General features: G+C 69.8%; 12 protein-coding genes. 8 read left to right on the top strand and 4 right to left on the bottom strand.

Annotated features, from left to right (window positions below):
- Positions 1-303 precede the first annotated feature (303 nt).
- The 4 genes from ABH927_RS20220 to ABH927_RS20205 are packed head-to-tail and all read left to right on the top strand — an operon-like array spanning position 304 to position 5,145.
- Entirely contained in the window at positions 304-1,749 is a 1,446-nt protein-coding gene (locus ABH927_RS20220) for a hypothetical protein (protein WP_370023767.1), read from the top strand.
- A complete protein-coding gene (locus ABH927_RS20215; protein WP_370023765.1) occupies positions 1,746-3,176 on the top strand; it encodes an O-antigen ligase family protein in 1,431 nt (476 codons plus the stop codon). Before ABH927_RS20220 ends, ABH927_RS20215 begins: the two co-directional genes overlap by 4 nt.
- Positions 3,173-4,444 carry a glycosyltransferase family 4 protein gene (locus tag ABH927_RS20210; RefSeq protein ID WP_370023763.1) on the top strand — a complete coding sequence of 424 codons (1,272 nt, stop codon included), beginning with the start codon at positions 3,173-3,175 and terminating at the stop codon, positions 4,442-4,444. Before ABH927_RS20215 ends, ABH927_RS20210 begins: the two co-directional genes overlap by 4 nt.
- Positions 4,441-5,145, top strand: coding sequence for a methyltransferase domain-containing protein (locus ABH927_RS20205; RefSeq protein WP_370023761.1), 705 nt, complete (start codon positions 4,441-4,443; stop codon positions 5,143-5,145). The genes ABH927_RS20210 and ABH927_RS20205 overlap by 4 nt, the downstream gene beginning before the upstream one ends.
- A gap of 19 nt (positions 5,146-5,164) precedes the next feature.
- Here ABH927_RS20205 and ABH927_RS20200 read toward each other — a convergent pair whose 3' ends face one another.
- Positions 5,165-5,629, bottom strand: a complete 465-nt coding sequence (locus ABH927_RS20200) for a hypothetical protein (protein WP_370023759.1) — start codon at positions 5,627-5,629, stop codon at positions 5,165-5,167.
- Positions 5,630-5,899: 270 nt separating this feature from the next.
- Between ABH927_RS20200 and ABH927_RS20195 the strand changes: the two genes are divergently transcribed.
- Both ABH927_RS20195 and ABH927_RS20190 read left to right on the top strand, forming a co-directional pair.
- Complete coding sequence (locus ABH927_RS20195) at positions 5,900-7,093, top strand: substrate-binding domain-containing protein (protein ID WP_370023757.1); 1,194 nt, start codon at positions 5,900-5,902, stop codon at positions 7,091-7,093.
- 150 nt (positions 7,094-7,243) lie between these two features.
- Positions 7,244-8,122 (top strand): sulfotransferase, encoded by an 879-nt coding sequence (locus tag ABH927_RS20190; protein WP_370023755.1) that lies wholly within the window; start codon positions 7,244-7,246, stop codon positions 8,120-8,122.
- Between the two features lie 35 nt (positions 8,123-8,157).
- Here ABH927_RS20190 and ABH927_RS20185 read toward each other — a convergent pair whose 3' ends face one another.
- The 3 genes from ABH927_RS20185 to ABH927_RS20175 are packed head-to-tail and all read right to left on the bottom strand — an operon-like array spanning position 8,158 to position 14,957.
- The gene (locus ABH927_RS20185; RefSeq protein ID WP_370023753.1) at positions 8,158-10,593 is read right to left on the bottom strand and encodes a hypothetical protein; all 2,436 of its coding nucleotides are present in this window, start codon (positions 10,591-10,593) and stop codon (positions 8,158-8,160) included.
- 3 nt (positions 10,594-10,596) lie between these two features.
- Positions 10,597-12,315 carry a sortase gene (locus tag ABH927_RS20180; RefSeq protein WP_370023751.1) on the bottom strand — a complete coding sequence of 573 codons (1,719 nt, stop codon included), beginning with the start codon at positions 12,313-12,315 and terminating at the stop codon, positions 10,597-10,599.
- On the bottom strand, positions 12,312-14,957 hold the full coding sequence (locus tag ABH927_RS20175; RefSeq protein ID WP_370023749.1) for a hypothetical protein: 2,646 nt from the start codon (positions 14,955-14,957) through the stop codon (positions 12,312-12,314). The genes ABH927_RS20180 and ABH927_RS20175 overlap by 4 nt, the downstream gene beginning before the upstream one ends.
- Positions 14,958-15,313: 356 nt before the next feature.
- Here ABH927_RS20175 and pstC point away from each other — a divergent pair, with 356 nt between their 5' ends.
- Positions 15,314-16,318 carry a phosphate ABC transporter permease subunit PstC gene (pstC, locus tag ABH927_RS20170; RefSeq protein ID WP_370023747.1) on the top strand — a complete coding sequence of 335 codons (1,005 nt, stop codon included), beginning with the start codon at positions 15,314-15,316 and terminating at the stop codon, positions 16,316-16,318.
- On the top strand, positions 16,315-17,514 hold the full coding sequence (gene pstA, locus ABH927_RS20165; protein WP_370023745.1) for a phosphate ABC transporter permease PstA: 1,200 nt from the start codon (positions 16,315-16,317) through the stop codon (positions 17,512-17,514). The genes pstC and pstA overlap by 4 nt, the downstream gene beginning before the upstream one ends.
- The last annotated feature ends 38 nt before the right edge of the window (positions 17,515-17,552 follow it).

The raw sequence follows: 17,552 nt of genomic DNA, 5'->3' as shown, positions 1-17,552 counted from the left end.
ATAAAGAGCGCCCTCTCGGGCTGTGGCCCTGGTCGTGAGCTGGGCCTGTGCGGCTCTGCCGGCGGATCGGCGCGGCTGTCCGGGGCGGCGGAGGATAACCCACAAAATGTGCAGGGAATTAGGCTGTGCCGCTGCCTCTAGCGCCTTTATGCCCTTTTGTGGGAGTGAGTCTTTGCCGGGGAACGAGGGTGAACTTTGCTTTACCGGTCATTCGCGTCCGCGTATCTTCCGGTTTGCTCGATAGTGACTGTGCAATCCCGACATGTCCGGCTATAAAGGGCTGTCCGTCGGGAGGGGAAGAACGTGATTCGGGGCGCCGCGGCCGTACTCGCGATCCTGGCCCTGCTGTGGGCCACGGGGTGCACCGCCGCTTCCGAGCGTCCGGGTGCCGGCGCGACGCGGGCCGCCCGGCAGTTGCCCGAGCAGCCGTTCGGGCTGAAGTGGGACGGATATCAGCATCCGCCCACCCGCTACGACCCCGTCATCGAGGCGTACGGCGGCGGCGCGACGTTCCACGAGATCGTCTGGTGCGCGGTCGAGCCGCGGCAGGGCGAGCGGAACTGGTGGCTCGACGACCGTGTCGTCACCGATCTGCTCGCGTACGGCTACCGCGTGATGCTGCGGATCCGCACCGGCTCCTGCTGGGCGAGCGGTCAGCCGACCGCCGGCCGCCCGCGGGTGGCCGTCTCCTTCCCTCCGGCGGACATGGCGGCCTACCAGGCGTTCGTGCGTGACCTCGTGACCCGTTACGCCGCCAAGGGCGTCCACCTGTACGGGATCGAGAACGAGATCGACGCCTACACCATGTGGGGCGCGGATCCCCTCGCCTTCCGCGAGGTGGGCAGGGCCGGAGCGCAGGCCGTACGCGAGGCGGACCCGCAGGCGCGGGTCCTCGACGTGGGGGTCACCAGCGCCGGCTACGGAATCACGGTGGCGCGTGACCTCCTCGACTCCGGCCAGACCGACCGGGCCCTCGCCTTCTACCGGGCGTTCTACGCGGGGCGCGCCGACGGCGGGTTTCCTCTGGCGAACACCGCCGACGAGCTACGGGCCGTCTTCACCCTGCCCAGGGCGCAGCGGGCGATCGCCGCCCACGCAGTGAACTTCGAGCTGGACAAGGCGGGGGTCTTCGACATCGTCCAGCTTCACTACTACGGGGGCTGGGCGGCGGTGCCCGACGTGATCGGCTACATCCACGAGAGCGTTCCGCCCAGCATGCCGATCGAGGCGTGGGAGCTGGGTTCCTACTGGCCGGGCTCGGACTACGACCCCGTGGCCCACGGCGTCGAGACCGCCAAGCTCGTCGCCACCCTTCTCGCCCGCGGCGTCAAGCGCATCGTCTACCTTCCGTTGAACTACAAGGCCGGTGGGGCGATCGTCTCGACGGAGCACTGGCGGGGGCTGTACGGCGACGACAACGTCGCCCGCCCGGCCAAGATGGTGTTCGACCAGTTCAGGCAGCATTTTGCGACGGGCGCCTGGCATCCCGTGACGCGCCCGGGGCTGGACGGCGGGATCGTCGACCAGGGGGCCACGTCGGCGTTGGTGGTCTGGAGCACCGGCGGCGGCACCGTCTCCCTGCCGCGCCCGGCGGACGGGTCGCCGGCGGCCATCACGGTCACCACGCTGCCGGCCGGACAGTCCCGGACGTGGTCGAGCGGGACGCCGCTGGACGTGGGCGCGGAGCCGCTCATCGTCACTTTCCCCGAGCCGTACGCGGCCACGCTGCGCTGGCTGGAGTCGACGTGATCCCGCACACCGCCTCGCATAGCCGGCGGCGCGTCCCCGTCGAGAAGGGACTCGTCGCCGCCGGCCTCGTCGCGGTCGTCCTGGCGGTGTACAGCGGCGTCGTCTTCGCCTCGGGCGGGTCGCGCACCGCGGTGGTCCTTCCGGTCGCGCTGGCGATGGCCGTCGCGCTGACCGTCGTCGCCTTCTCCCGGTTCACGGTGTTCCTCGTCGTCGTCCTCGTGGTCCGGGCGAGCCTGGACGCGACCAAGCTGGCCAGCATGGGCGACACCGTCGACGCGGGTGGCGGGCAGCCGACGTCGTCGAGCCTGTTCGATCCGTCCTCCATGCTGGGCGTGCTGTTCATCTGCGCCGGTCTCGCGTGGCTGGTCGTGCAGGAACGTCGCCTCCCCGAGGCCCGTCCGCACCCGGCGTTGCCGGTGGCGGCCGCGGCCTTCTTCGGCGCCTCGCTGCTCAGCCTGCTCGGTTCGCGCGCCCCCGCCGTCAGCGTCGGCGAGGTGTCGCGCATCGGGGCGTTCCTCATCATGATCTTCGTGGTCGAGCGGCTGGTGGCCGACGATCCGAGCCGGACGGTTCCGCTGCTCGGCGCCGCGTTGGTCTCCGGGGTGATTCCGGTGCTCGTGACGATCTACCAGGTCGTCACAGGTAACGGGTTGGTGGATCTCGACGGGCTGATGCGGCCGGTCGGCACCTTCTGGCATCCGAATCCGCTCGGCGAATTCTGTTACACCTTGCTGGTCATGGGCGTGGCGCTGTTGTGGCACGTGCGCGGGCGGACCAGGATCGCGCTTCTTCTGCTGCTCGCCGGTCTCGGCGCCGCTCTGCTGGCGACGGCCGCGCGCGGGGCCTGGATCGCGGCTCTCGCCGGTGTCGTCGTGGTCGGTCTCCTCCAGGATCGCCGTGTCATCTACGCACTGGGGTTGATCGTCGCGGGCGTGCTCGTGGCGGTGCCCTCGGTGCTGCAGCGGTTCTCCGACCTGTCGCAGGCTTACACGCCCGGCGGCCGGGAGGCCAACTCTCTGGTGTGGCGGCTCGATCACTGGTTCGAGGCCGTCGATCTGCTGCCCGACAATCCGGTCACCGGCATCGGGCTCGGAACCACACGCCTGGTCCTCTACAAAGAGGTGCACAACGACTACGTGCGCGCGCTGGTGGAGTCCGGCGTCGTCGGCCTGCTGGCGTACCTGGGGCTGCTGGCCGCGTTGTTCGTCACCGCCCGGCGTGCTCTGCGCGTCACAAGCCCGCGAGCGGGAGCGCCGGCCGTCAGCCTGGAACGCGGGATCGCCGTGGGCTTCACCGGCTGCGTGGTCGCTCTGAGCGTGTCGGCGCTCTCCGACAACATCATGACCGCTGTGGCCGTGATGTGGTACCAAGCGGCGTTCGCCGGGCTGGCCCTTCACATCGGGGCGCCCGAAAGGGAGATCCAGTGAGGGTCCTGCACGTCAACAAGTTCCTCTACCGGCGCGGTGGCGCGGAAGCGTACATGCTGGACCTGGCCGACCTGCAGGTCGAGCGGGGCAGTGAGGTGGCCTTCTTCGCCATGGCGCACCCGGACAACATCCCCTCCCGGTACGAGGAGCACTTCCCCCGCAATCTGGAGCTGAACCCGCCGCCCAGGGGCCCGATAGCCAGGGCGAAGAGCGTCGGCCGCATGCTGTGGTCGACCAGCGCCCGCCGGGGGATCGCACGGGTGATCGAGGACTTCAAACCGGACGTGGCCCACCTGCACAACATCTACCACCAGCTCTCGCCCTCGGTGCTGTCCGCCTTGAGCAATGCCGGCGTGCCGGTCGTGATGACCCTGCACGACTGCAAGCTGGTGTGCCCGTCGTACTCCTTCCTCGATCACGGCAATGTGTGCACCGCGTGTGTGGGCGGAAGCCTGCGGGAGGCGGTGCGGCGCCGGTGCAAGGACGACTCTCTCGGAGCCAGCGCCGTACTGGCTACGGAAACCTGGCTGCACCGCCGGTTCCGCGCCTACGACGCGGTGAACGTGTTCATCAGCCCGAGCAGGTTCCTGGCCGGGCAGCTCACTCGCGCGGATGTGTATCCCGACCGGCTGCGCATCCTGGACAACTTCACCGATCCCACCAGTGTGCCGCCCAAGTCCGAACCGGGGGGCCCGCTCGTCTGCGTCGGCCGCCTGCACGAGGGCAAGGGCATCGACACGGCCATCCGCGCCATGGGTCTGCTCGGAGCGGACGCGCGCCTGGTCATCGCCGGTGATGGGCCCGAGCGCGAGACATTGGAGCGGATGGCCGCCGACGTCGCCCCCGGACGTGTGAGCTTCCTCGGTCAGAGATCACGGCAGGAGGTGCTGGAGCTGTTCCGTTCCGCCACCGCGCTGCTGGTGCCCTCGCGCTGGCATGAGAACCAGCCGATGACGGTCATCGAGGCCTTCTCGTGCGGCGTGCCTGTGATCGGCACGGCGCTCGGCGGCATGGGCGAGCTCATCATCGACGGCGCCACCGGCCGCCTGATCCCTCCCGGTGAGCCCATGGAGCTGGCGTCGGCCGCGTTGGCGCTGCTGCGGGACCCCGAGGGAAGCCTCGCCATGGGCAAGTCCGCCCGCCGGATGGCGATGGCGCGGTTCTCGTCCGAGGGTCACCTGAGCGCTCTCGGCGAGCTGTATGCCGAAGCCCGTCGCGCCAGGGCGAAGAGCGGGACGTCACATCAGAGAGATGAGGAACAGAGATGACAGCGGTGGGTGAAGCCCGTCCGAGCTCTGGTGAAAGGCTGCGGAAACGCCTGATCGGCCAGCCGGGCTCGCTGAACACGGGCTTGCGCGCCCGGCGCATGAGGATGCTGCTGGAACGCTTCCCGGATCTGGAGCGCATGGAGGTGATCGATCTCGGCGGCACCGTGCGCACCTGGACCCGCTCTCCGGTGCGCCCCGCCCACGTCCACCTGATCAACCCTGTGCCTCCGGTCAGGGGAGTCGCCGACGACGAGCTCCCCGACTGGGTCACCATGGAGCTGGGCGACGCCTGCGACCTTCCCCGCCACCTCGCCGAACGCCGCTTCGACCTGGTCTTCTCCAACTCGGTGATGGAGCATGTGGGCGGCCACGAGATGCGCGGGCGGTTCGCCGACTCCGTCCACCGGCTCTCGGACCGTCACTGGGTGCAGGTGCCGTATCTGTACTTCCCGATCGAACCGCACTGGGTGTTCCCGCTGTTCCAGTTCCTGCCGCTGCCGCTGCAGACGGCGTTCGCCGCGCGCTGGCCGCTGTCGGCCTGGGCGAAACGGCCGCGGACCCGCGCCGAGGCGCTGCCCCTGGTGCTGGAGGTCGAGCTGCTGAGCCGTACCCAGATGCGGCACTACTTCCCGGACTCCACGCTCATCGCCGAACGTTTCGCCGGGCTCACCAAGTCGCTGATCGCCTGCCGTAACGGCTGACCGTACGGCAGGGCGCGCGTCATCCCACCGCGCTCGCGGCGGGGGTGGGCTCCGAGCTCGGCTGGGGAAGGACCTCCACGACGCCGGCGGGATCGTCCGACTTCCCGATCCGGTAGGCGAAGGAGCCCGCCGTGTCGAAGACGTGCGTGTACGTGCCGCCGGGCGGGATGGCGCCCGAGGGCTTGCTGCCGTCGATCAACCGTACGGAGATCGGCTTGGCCGTCTCGTTCCGCCACGTGATCGTCTCACCGGTGCCGGTGACCAGCTGCCGCGGCACCGGGCCCTTGCCGGTGACGCGGATCGAATCCCCTGCGCTGATCACATCGGGGGAGGCGGGCAGCGGGCTCGCGGGCTGCTCCATCTGGGCGATGGTCCGTGCCTGAGGCGACTGCTCGGGCCGGCCGTCCGGGTCGCCGGCGGCGCATCCGGTGACGCCGACGAGCCCGGTCATCGCGACAGAGACAGTGATCAGCAGTTTTCTCATGGGACGGCACTATGCGGGGAGGAAATGCCCTCGGCCCGACTTGCCGGTGCTAATTCGGTAAACGGCGAGAAAAGTCGCGGGAAGGGGCTGCGCATTCTGGAATATCCGCATTTCTAACCTCGTGTTCTCGCTGCCGACACGTCGGGTTAGTTGGCGAACGGCCGGGCCCCACTGATGATCCCAGTGGTGTCGCGACCAAGCCTCCCGCCATTCGTAGTCGGGAATGGGCGGCGCACCGAATGTTCGCTGTCCCCAGAGGATTGAGGATTCATGTCCGGCGAAATGCACGAGCAAAAGAAGTTCCGATTCCGCGGTCTGAGCAAGCGCATCGGCGCGATCGCCTTCGTGATCGCCTCCGTCGGCGCCCTGGCGTCCCCCGCCTCCGCGTCCCCCGACTTCTCCGACGGCAAGTTCAACTTCGTCATGACCGGCACCGGGTCGGACACGACCTTCTTCGCCATGCAGGCCATGGACACGCTGTTCAACCAGGCCCCCGGCTGTAACCTGACCGTCCCGCCGGCGACCCCGCAGTGGACCTGCGTCGCCGACACCCCGACCACGGTGACGACGGAGAACTACGACCACGAGGTCGCGACCGAGATGTACCCGCAGGGCTCCGGGGCCGGTCTCCGCCAGCTCTGCCAGGAGAACGACGGTCTCGCGGGCACCCTCTACTACAGCTACGCGCGTTCCTCGTCCGCGCCGGCCAGCGCTCCCTCCGAGTGCAAGAACGACCCCAACGACCACCTGCGCTACGTCGGGTGGGCCAAGGACGCCATCGCGATCCCGCGCTGGAAGGGTGGCGCCTCCGACGGCGTGACCAACCTGACCGTGGCCCAGGTCAAGGAGATCTTCCTCGGCACCGGCCCGCGGGGCTGCAACACCAACTGGTCGGACTACGGCGGCGCCGACGTCGCGATCATCGTGAACGGCATCCAGACCAGCTCCGGCACCTACTCCGCGTTCTCGTCCTTCATCGGAGGCGACCCGAACACCTGCGTCTCGGCCACCGGCGGTCAGGTCCTGTTCGAGAACAACTGCGTTCCCATCAACAACCTCCCCAGCGCGAACGACCGTCAGCGCTCGATCTGGGCCCTGTCGTTCGGCAAGTACACCACCGGTGAGGCTGACTGCAGCGCTACGGACACCGCGCTGATCAGCGTGGGCGGCGTCGCTCCGGCCCCGACCACCATCCAGAACGGCACCTACCAGTTCAACCGCACCCTGTTCAACGTCTACCGCACCGGCGGTCCGGCGTGGATCCAGGGCTACGTCGGCGAGGCCGGCTTCATCTGCAAGCCGAACGCGCTGCACAGCAAGCCGACCAGCGACCCCAACCCCGGCATCCCGAACAACAACGTCGACCGTAACTGGGGCGCGGCCGTGGACAAGGTCATCACCTCCAACGGCTTCGTGAAGGTCAACCCGATCGGCAACAAGTGCGTGACCTTCGACATCCACTGACCTAGGACACCACCCGGGTCCACAGTGCCGGGCCGGGCTTCGCTGGGAGCCCGGCCCGGTTCCGCCGTTCACCCCTCACGTCATCGGGCACTCGAGGTCGTCTCCGTGCGGCTCAGAGCCACTTCGAGCGATTTCAGGGCAGGAGAGCACGTGCTCAGCTTCGTCATCGGCACTGGACGTTGCGGGTCGACACTCGTCCACGAGGTGCTGGCCAGGCATCCGGACGTGGGGTTCGTCTCCAACCTCGACGACCGGTACGCACGTTGCCCCGGCTGGATACGCCGCCGCAGCGGCGTGATCTACCGGAGAGTGCCGCCGGCGCTGACCGCCAAGGGCCGCCTCCGCTACGCCCCCTCCGAGGGGTATGACGCGCTCGCCCGAGAGGTCTCGCCCCTGCTCGTCGATCCGTCCAGGGACCTTCTGGCCTCCGACGTGACCCCCTGGCTCGCCCGCCGTACGAAGGCCTTCTTCGAGTCCCGCTCGGTGGCGGAGGGCGCGCCGGCCTACCTCCACAAGTTCACGGGGTGGCCGCGGACGGGCTTCCTGCGGGAGATCTTTCCGGAGGCGCGCTTCGTCCACATCGTCCGCGACGGGCGCGCGGTGGCCAACTCTCTGCTTCAGATGCCCTGGTGGCGGGGGCACCTCGGCCCCGAGGGCTGGCCGTTCGGCCCGCTGCCCGCGACGTACGAGCGGGAGTGGGACGGCGCGGGCCGCTCATACGTCCAGCTTGCCGGTATCGCGTGGAAGCACCTGATCGACGCCTACGCCATGGCCCGGGCGGCCCTCCCGGACGACGTCTGGCTGGAGGTCCGCTACGAGGACATCGTCGCGGACCCGCGCAAGCAACTCGAGGCGATCCTCGAGTTCCTCGGCCTGCCCTGGACGCCGGGCTTCGAGCGCGGATTCGTCAGGCATTCCTTCTCCGCCGGCCGTGCTGACGCCTTCCGCCGCGACCTCACTCCGGACCAGTTGGCCCTGCTCGACCGATCGCTCGGCGGACATCTCGAACGGTACGGCTACGCGGTCTGAGCGGTCCTGTTCGCCTCGTCGTGAGCCGGTCCACGTCAGCGGAGCTGATGGTCGGGGCGATCCGCGGTGGTGCGCTCGATGATGAGCAACTCGGCGGGACTCACGGCCGGATGCGGGGGGCCGGTTGGCGCGCGGACCGCCGAGGCCCGTGAGGGCCCCAGGTGGGCGGCGGGGCGTCGCTGGCGCAGGAGCTCGCGCAACATCAAGATGACGAGCGCCAGAAGGGCGCCGACGCCACCGGCCATCGCCGCGGCCCTGGCGACCAGCGAGGACTTCTCGACGACCACCCCCTCAGGGGTGACCGGCGTGATGGACGCCTTCGACTGGGTGAGACGGGCCTCGGCCTGGCGCAGGTTCTGCTCGGCCTCCACGAGGTAGCGGTTCGCCTGGTCGGCCTCGTTCTGGATCGACATGAAGGGGACGAGGTCCGGCGTGAGGGCGGCGAGCTGTCTCTGCCGGTCGCCGATGGCCTTGAGGATCGCGTCGCGCTCCCGGGTTCCGCTCGGCGCCGCGAGTTCGGACTGCAGCCGGGTGATCTCGGCGTAGAGCACGCGATATCGATCGGGCGCCAGACCGCTCTTCTTCACTGCCTTCGCCATTGCTTTGGCGCTGCCGGCGGCGGTCTGCTTCGCCGTCTCGACATCGGACTTCGCCCGCTCGATGTAGGGGCGGATCAGCTCGCTCACCGCGGCGATCGCGGCGGACCGCGTGACCGCCGCGGCCTTGACGGGGTCCTTTCCGACGTAGATGACCTGCACGACGGTGCCGCGTTCCTTGACGTTGTCGGGCCGCGCGGTGGTCAGCCCGTCGGCGATCTCGCCGGGATCGGTGCCCGTCTCGCGCGCGACGGTCGCGGTCACCGTGGGGGAGGTGACCAGGGTGCGGTAGTTGGCAACGGTCTGCTCGGCGAGGGCGGCGCCGACGGCGTCGGCCGGTGTGGTCACCTGCAGCGAGACGACGTGCTGGTAGGTCACAGGCTGGACGATCGCCCAGCCCCCGCCGCCTACCGCGGCGACAATGGGGATGGCGGCCAGCGGAAGGATGATCCCGCGATACCGTCGCCCATATTCGGAGAGTTCCATCGTGTCTCCTCGGGTGACTTGTTGGATGGGGGGAACGGCGGATCGTGACGCCGCCGCGAAGGTGGGCACGGGTCTGGTGGGCACGGGGATGGTGAGCACGGATACAGCGGGCACGGGGGTCGTCAGGCGTGGTGGGGGACTCGGCGGCTCGGTTTTGCGGAGCGCGTCGTGGAACTGCCAGATCCAGAGCGCCGCGCCGGCCAGATTGGCGAGAGCCAGGCCCGTCATGGCTCCAGCGGCCCCCTGCGCGGCCGCCCCGGCCACGCCGAAGCCGATGTAAAGAGGGGCGAACAGCAGGCGGACGGCCGGGCTGCGGCGGTTGTCGCCCAGGGCGCGCAGCCCCACGATCGGGCCCGTCATGGCGGCGACGCACGCGTAGAGCAGCGCGGTAGGCAGCAGTATGGCCTCCGCCAGGCCCCACGACTCCCCGACCAGCGCTCTGCCCAGTCCGGCGGGCAGGATGAGGGCGAACGCGGCATAGCCGGCGGACAGGACGATCAAAGCGCCGGACTGGGCGACCACCGTGGCGCGCAGCGTCGCGACGGACCGCCTCAGGGCGCCCACCGCCTGCGGGATGGCCACCAGGTTGCCCGCCTGGAGTAGCACGTTCAGCGGGCCGAACACCACCTCCGCGGCGCGGATCGCGCCCAGAGTGGGCAGCCCGCTGACCCAGCCTACGGCCAGGAGGGCCAGGTTGCGCCCGCCGACGCGGGCGACGAACTCGACGGTGTAGGCGGGCAGCAGGTCTCTGGTGCCGTGGATCCACCTGCGGGCCAGCCAGGGGGCCGGCAGAAGGCGCGCCTGCAGCACCCCGGCGGCCGCGGCGACGGTCGCCGAGACGGCCCAGGCCGCCACGATCCCGCCCACGGTCGGATGCCCCGAGCCGATGACCCAGCCGACCCCGGCGACCTGGCCGAGTGCCCAGATGAGGTCGTTGAGTATGGCATGTCCCGGCCGTTCAGCCGCGATGAAGGCGAACCGCCAGGCGTCCTTGAGCAGGAGCCCGGGAAGGAAGATCGCGAGCGGCATGATCGCCTCCGCCACCAGGCCCCCGTACAGCAGCGCGGCGCCCAGCAGGAGCGCTCCGCCGAGCAGGCCGATCAGCAGCGCGAGCCCCGTCGACTGGCGGACGCCCTGCCGGTGCTCGGTCTCCGCCACGTGGCTGAACCGGACCAGCAGGGGCTCGGAGACGACAGTCCGCGAGAAGCCGAGAACGATCATGTAGAGGGTGTTGGCGGTCGCGAACGCGCCCAGTGCCCAGGTGTCGACCTCGCGGGCGACCACCACGGTGAGAGCGATGCTCGTCGCGCTGGCCAGCGCCTGGTCCGCCAGTCCCCATGCGGTCTTCGGCGTGAACGCGAGCCTGCTGCGGCGAATCGTGGCCTCCACGGATCAGAACGTCGAAGGGATCAGGCGCGCGAGTGCCTCGAACCAGATGAGCGCGATGGCCAGCAGTGCCGGGGTGGTGAGCAGGTAGGTCGAGATCCGGCGCCAGCGGCGGTAGAGCATGAGCGTGCCGCTGAGCAAGCCGAAGAACACGGCACCCCACCCGAGTGTCGGCCACCACGCGGAGGGGTCGCGACCCAGGCCCAGCTCATCGAGCTTGACCTGGTTCGGGTCGCGGGTCTTCAGGGACGCCGCCTGGCCGTCGAGCCGCGCGATGACGGCCAGTCTGCCACCGGGCCGGTCACCGTCGGAGGTGGTCAGCAGCGTGAGCCGGTTGACGATCGTCGCCTGGGAGATGAAGTCCTGCTCTCCGGTCCTCGCCCGCAGCGTCGTCTCGACGGTGTAGGAGAACCGGCCCTCCTGCGTGGTGGCGACGATCTTGTCTCCGCGATTGAGCTCCGCGATGCGGGCGAACGGCGCGCCGTAGAGGTTCCGGTGCCCGGCCAGTACGGTGTTGCCGACCTGGCCCGGCATCGGCGAGGGGCGGTAGTGCCCGACGGCCGACCTCAGCTCCGCCGTACCGGTGCCCTGGACGACGGCCTCACGGACACCGATCTTGGGGATCTCCAGCAGCGCGATCGGCTCGCCCCGGGGCGGGAGGGCCGCCAGGTTCTTGTCCCCCGCGACGGGGGCGGCGGCGATGGCGGCGGCGACCCTGAAGTTCTCGTTGAGCTGGTCGATCATGATCCGCTGGTTGCGCTCGTAGGTCAGATGGCCGATAGAGGACGCGTAGAGGGAGAAGGCGAGCAGTAGCGCACCCATAAAGGTCAGGGCGGTCATCGAGACGCCGCCGAGCCTGCGCACCTCCGGGGGGAGCCCGTTCACGAACTCCCGCAGCGTCTTCCGCTTCGCACGGGGAGCGGGCGGCACGAACCCCGTCATGGCGCCGGTGGTGGACGTAGCTCCGGTGGCCGGCATGCCGTACATGGTCTGGCCGTACATCGTCTGGCCGTACACGGTCTGCGTCGCGGGCCCGATCATCGTCGGACTGGTCATTGTGGGCGCTGTGGCACCGGGCGCCCCCGGGTGGGCTGCGGGCGCCCCGGGCCGGCCGACTGGCATCGTGGGCGGTGGGCCGGCCGGCGCGCTCTGGCCGGGTGCCGCCGCCGGTGGCATGCCAGGGCCCGGCGGGTAGCCCGGCGGCAGGCCGTAGCCCGGCGGGTAGCCCGGGGGCACGCCGTAGCCGGGCGGCATGCCGTACATCTGAGGCACGGCGTAGCCCGGCGGCATCGGATAGCCGGGCGGCAAGGCATATCCCGGGGGGACGGCATGGCCCACCTGAGCCACCTGGGCCCACTGGCCTGGGCCGATCTGGACCCACTGCGCCTGGCCGTACGGCGGGGCGGACGGGGGCTGTCCCGGAGAAGGGACCGCTCCAAGCCGCAGGAGCGCGTCGTCGTAGCGCGAACGCAGGGCCGCTGTCTTGGCCTGGACAGTCGTGCCGGCAGAGCCGACGGTCACCTCGACCTGCCCGAGCAGCACCGAGGCCGACCCGGCGAGGACCAGCGCGCTGGCGTGCTCGGGGCCGCCGCTGGTCCCCGCGAGGCGGGCGACCGTCTCCTCCAGCCGTTGTACGGCCTGCTCAGCCAGCTCCAGGGCGGCGGAGTACGCCGCCTCGTCCTCTTCGCCGTCGCCTGCCGACGTGGCGGTGTCCATCGGCGTCATGCCGTGACATCCGGGGTCGCCGAAGGTCCGGCGGAAGCTGCGGCCTCGGGCGGGCCGGCCGTGGTTGAGGAGGCCGTGGTTGAGGAGGCCGCCGCGCCGGAGGGCTTCGAGCGGATCTTCCACAGGAGGTAGCCGCGCCACGTGCCGCCCAGCGACAGGGCGATGGCTCCGAGGATCATCAGCATGCTCGTCTGCACGACCCAGGAGGGCGCGGGGATCGTGCCGCCTCGGACGGTGCCTTCATTGGCCAGCGTCTGAGGGGCGGGTTGCGCGTTGGCGACCGGGCTCGGCTGCGGGTTCCCCGCAGGCGGCTGGCCCTGACCCGTTCCCGTCCCGGCCCCCGCCCCGGTGTCGGTTCCAGTGCCGGTGTCAGCGCCGGTGTGAGTATCGGTGTGAGTGTCGGCGCCGGTGTGCGGGCTCGTGTCCGCCGAGCCGCCGTTCCGGGAGCCGCTGTTCTGGGATCGTGTCGAGGTGCCGCTGCCGCCGTTGCGGGTGGTGGTGGCACGGTGCGTCGCGGTCGGCCGGTGGGTCGAGGTGATCGTGACGGTGGGTGCCGGCTTCGAGTTGCCGTCGATCACGTCCGCGTTCGGGTCGGCGGGTCCGGGAGTGCCGCCTTCCGTCCTCGTGCCGCCGCCCGACGTGCCTCCGGTCGTGGTGCCGCCGTTCCCGTTCCCGTTGTTGCTCGTCTGCGACGTCGAGGGGGTCGGGCTCGGAGACGAGGAGGGAGTCGGGTCGGGCGCGAGCAGCATGTCGGCGACCTGGTTCGACTGGTCACGGAGCGCCTTCGGAAGCGGCGCGCCCCCGAGCTGCTCGATACGGGCCTGTGCCGCGTCGCTCACGGCGTACTTGATGAACAAGGACAGGGCCTTGCGCTTCTCGAGGGGGAGTGGGTTCTTGCCCGTCGCGTCGGGCTTGGGCACGGCGATGTAGTGGACCATCGGCAGCGGGTAGGCGCCGGCCTGGTCCTTGTCGTCGAAGACGGCCGTGTAGATCCCGTCGGTGTTCTTCTTCATCGTCGAGAACGCGGCGAGGATCGAGTCCTTGGTGGGCGCGACGTACTTGCCGGCCGCGTTCTTCAGCGCGGAGACGCCGAGGGGGAAGCCGCGTTCGGCCAGTGCCTTGACCTCGGTGATGTCCACATACCCCAGCCCCGCCCTGGAGTCTCTCTTCGCGAGCGCGTCCGGGTCGGGCTTGCCGTCCACACCCAGCTTGGTGAGGTCGCCGAACTGCGTCGCGATCTGCCGGGCGGTCTCGGCGCCGGTCGTGGTGCCACGCGTTCCGGCCTGGGTCGCCAGTAGTTCGAGACCACCTGGCTCGCTGCCGGCGAACTCGCGATCGAAGAGGTCCTTGGGGATGGTCGCCCCGAGCCACGCCGACAGCACCTGGTTCTGAGCCGACTGCCCCAGGCGGAAGAGGGGGACGATGTCGCGCGGAGGGAGCTCGCAGCCGTGGTTGTCGAGGGCGAGCAAGGTCTTCGCGGGGGACAGAGCGCCCCAGCTCGTCTCGTACCCGTTCAGGTACGCGAGCGGCCCGGAGTTGGGCGCGGAGGCTCGGCCGAGCATCCAGGCGACGGTGAGTGGGCTCATCCGCACCTCGCGGACGGAGCGGCCGGCGATCTCGACCTCGTTGGCGATGGCGAGCGCCGTGAGCGAGATGGGCGCGTAGGCGACATCCCCTCCGACCGTGTCCTTGTCGTACGGCACGCCGGTGACGGCGAAGTCGGCGCCCCGCGTGAACTTGCTCTGAAACCCGGACTTGAGCGTCGCGGCGCCCTGCATCGACGTCGTGCGGGAGAAGCTCACGTCGGCGGCCTGGGACTGGCTGCGGACGCCGGTCAGCCAGGTCTCGAAGGCCATGGCGACGTTTGAGGCCCCCGTGCCGTAAATCGGCGCGCCCACCTGCTGCCCCGTGACGGGCTCCAGCACGGGCGGCGGCTTCTCGGTCGGGAAGTCCGGCGGCCTGAGCGCGGGGACGACGCTGGTGATCGGTTTCCCGTCGCTGCCCGGGGCGAAGTTCAGGTTCTGGCTCGCCGCCGCGCGGGCGGGCTCGTCGACCCCTGCCGGTGGCGTCGTCTGAGGGAGCAATGCCTGTGGCCAGTCGGTGTGGTACTGCAGCGGCTGCTGCCACTCGCACTCGCTGGCGATGACGACGCAGGCCGCGTTCGCCGTACACGTGAAGGCCGTGTTCGCCGTACTGGAGCCCGAGTTGTAGTAGATGGTGGAAGGCGCCATCGTGCCCTGCTTCACTGTGAAGGTCGCCGAGCCGGTTCCATCCGCCTTGGTGGTGCCCGCCTGGCGGGTCTGGGGAGCGCACCAGTCGAAGGGGTGCCACTCGGTGTAGTTGTACAGCGCGCCGTTGTACTGGTACCAGGCTCGGCCTGGGCTGACGCACTGGGTGAGCACGACGGACGAGTTCGGGGTGAAGCCCTTCCAGCGGACGGTCACCTGCTGGTCGGCGCCGAGCTTCTGGTCGGCGTCGCCGTCCAGTCTCGTGCCGTCACTCGCGGAGGTCCACACCCCGACTGTCGGCGCGTCCTCCGCCGCGTGCGCGGTGGGCTGCTGTGGAACCGGGGTGAGGGCCAAGGCGGCTGATGTCCCGGTCACCGCGATCGCCAGCAGCCCCAAACGCCTACCTCGCCACACGTCCGCTCTCCTCAAGTTCCCCAGCGCGAGGGCTATGCGGTTTCGTACGCGCATGCCCCCATATAGGGAAGCGCTCGGGACTTCCCCAGACAATGGCCGGCGGCATTCGTCGAGGTGCCGTCCTGTGGCGTTCATCCGGCATTCGCGCTTTGGAAATTGGGTCAAATCCGCTCTGAACGTCGAAGCGAAGCCGTCGGGGAGCCGTCTGCGCCTGTTCACGCGCCATTCGCGCGTCCGCCACACACCTCGCCCGACACTTGCGGCGGACCTCCGGAAACGCGGACTACCGACCTCTGAACGGGGACTGCCGCGGGAATCCACCGACGAACTCACCACCCGCTGACGAGGGGATCGACGTGCAGACAACTGACCCCGAGGGGTCGGTCACGAGTGGCATGCCCGAAGCAGGGCTTGAGGCTCAGCAACCACGCAAGCTGGAGGCCCGTCTCACCGATGCCGATCGCGTCTACCGGGCATTCGTCTCGGCCGGCGCGGGCGCGACTCTGCTGCTGATCACGCTCATCGGCATATTCCTGCTGATCGGGGCGTTGCCGGCGCTGAAGACTGCCGGTTTCTCGTTCCTCACGACGCAGACCTGGGCTCCCGACGGCCAGCCACCGAAGTTCGGTGTCGCCGCGATGATGTTCGGCACGTTCGTGAGCGCCGCCGTGGCGATGCTGATCACCGTGCCGATCGCGGTGTGCACGTCACTGTTCATCAACGAGTACGCCCACCGTGCCATTCGCAGGACTCTCACGTCGCTGGTCGACCTGATGGCGGCCATCCCGAGCCTGATCCTCGCGATCTGGGGCCTGTTCTTCCTCGTGCCGCTGCTCCAGCCGATCGAGGACTGGGCCGTCGCGCAGTTCGGCGGATGGCTGCCACTGGCGAAGGCCTCGGCCACAGGCGGCTCCCTCTTCAACGCGGGACTGATCATTTCGTGCATGGCCATCCCGATCACCACCTCGATCATCCGTGAGGTGCTCGGGCAGGCGCCGCGGCACGAATGCGAGGGCGCACTGGCCCTGGGCGGGACGCGCTGGGGAATGATCAGCGCGGTGATCCTCCCCTTCGGCCGGACCGGCATCATCGGCGGCTCGATGCTGGGACTCGGCCGCGCGCTCGGGGAGACGCTCGCCGCCACGCTCATCCTGTCCATCGCCTTCGAGATCAAGCCCCGGATCCTCGAGAACGGCGGCATCACGGTGGCGAGCGGCATCGCCATCGAGTTCAGGGACGCGCAGGAGATGGGGCTCAGCGCTCTCATGGCCGCGGGTCTCGCCCTCTTCCTGGTGACCTTCGCCATCAACTTCCTCGCGGCCATGGTGGTCAACAAGTCACGGTCGGGAGCGGGCGCGTGACGACGCCGGAGACCAAGGTGCTGCCCATCACATCGGGGGTCCGAGAGGGGGCCCGAGAAAGCGCGCGGAAGCGGCCCGATCCCGTCCCGGCCGCCGGACCGTCCCGCAAAGTCCCGCCGCGCCGGCGGCCCAAGGCGTGGCGGTGGAGCGATGTCGCGGAGTTCGCCGGCTCGCTGGCGGCGGCGTTCTTCCTGACGTGGCTGATCTTCGCCCGGCTGCTGCCCTTCCGGATCATGCCGATCGCCTTCTTCGTGCTGTGGTACCTGCTCTTCCTGCCGGTCTACTGGTTCGTGATCAATGACGGCCAGGGCGCGACGGCGGCGAAGGACAGACTGGTCACGGTTCTCATCACAACCGGTGCCTTGATCGCCTTCGCACCGATCGTGCTCGTGGTCGGATACGTCGTGTACCGCGGTGTCGCGGTGCTGCGCCCGAACTTCTTCACCGAGACCATGCAGATCGTCGGCCCCCTGTCGAAGGCGACCGAGGGCGGCGCCCTCCACTCGATCATCGGCACCCTGGAGCAGTTGGCGCTCGCCACGGCGGTCGCGGTTCCGCTGGGCGTGCTCACCGCGGTCTATCTGAGTGAGATCCGGGGTCCGCTCGCCCGCCCGGTTCGCCTCGTGGCCGACGCCATGACCGCGTTGCCGTCGATCGTCGCGGGCCTCTTCGTCTTCTCCATGCTGATCAAGCCCCACATTTGGTTGCAGTCGGGGATCGTGGGCAGCCTCGCGCTGGCCATCCTCATGCTTCCGACGGTGACGATCGCCGCCGAGCAGGTGTTGCGCGTGGTCCCCGGAAGCCTGCGCGAGGCCGCGCTCGCGCTTGGCGCGCCGTACTGGCGCAGTGTGCTGATGGTGGTCCTTCCGACCGCCCGCGCGGGCCTGGCCACCGCTGTGATCCTCGGCATGGCGCGCGTGGTGGGGGAGACCGCCCCGGTGCTGATGACCACGGGTGGGACGACGGTGCTGAACACCAACCCGCTCCACGGCTACCAGGACAACCTGCCGCTGTTCGTGTTCACGCAGATCAGAAGCTCGCAGGAGAACCAGGTGGACCGGGCGTGGGCGGGCGCGCTCGTCCTGCTGGTCGTCGTGCTGCTGCTGTTCGTGCTCGCCCGGGTCGCCGGCTCGGCGGGCCCTGGACGGCGCCGCTTCCGGCTCCCCGGCCGCGGGAGGCAGCGCCGTGGCCGCTAACGCCGTATTCGACGCACCCGCTGTGGAAGGACGGACAT

It is taken from the genome of Planotetraspora sp. GP83 (assembly GCF_041262585.1).
GTDB lineage: Bacteria > Actinomycetota > Actinomycetes > Streptosporangiales > Streptosporangiaceae > JAOEGB01.
The sequence above is the reverse complement of the archived record's forward strand: the minus strand, read 5'-3'. Positions and strand labels throughout refer to the sequence as shown.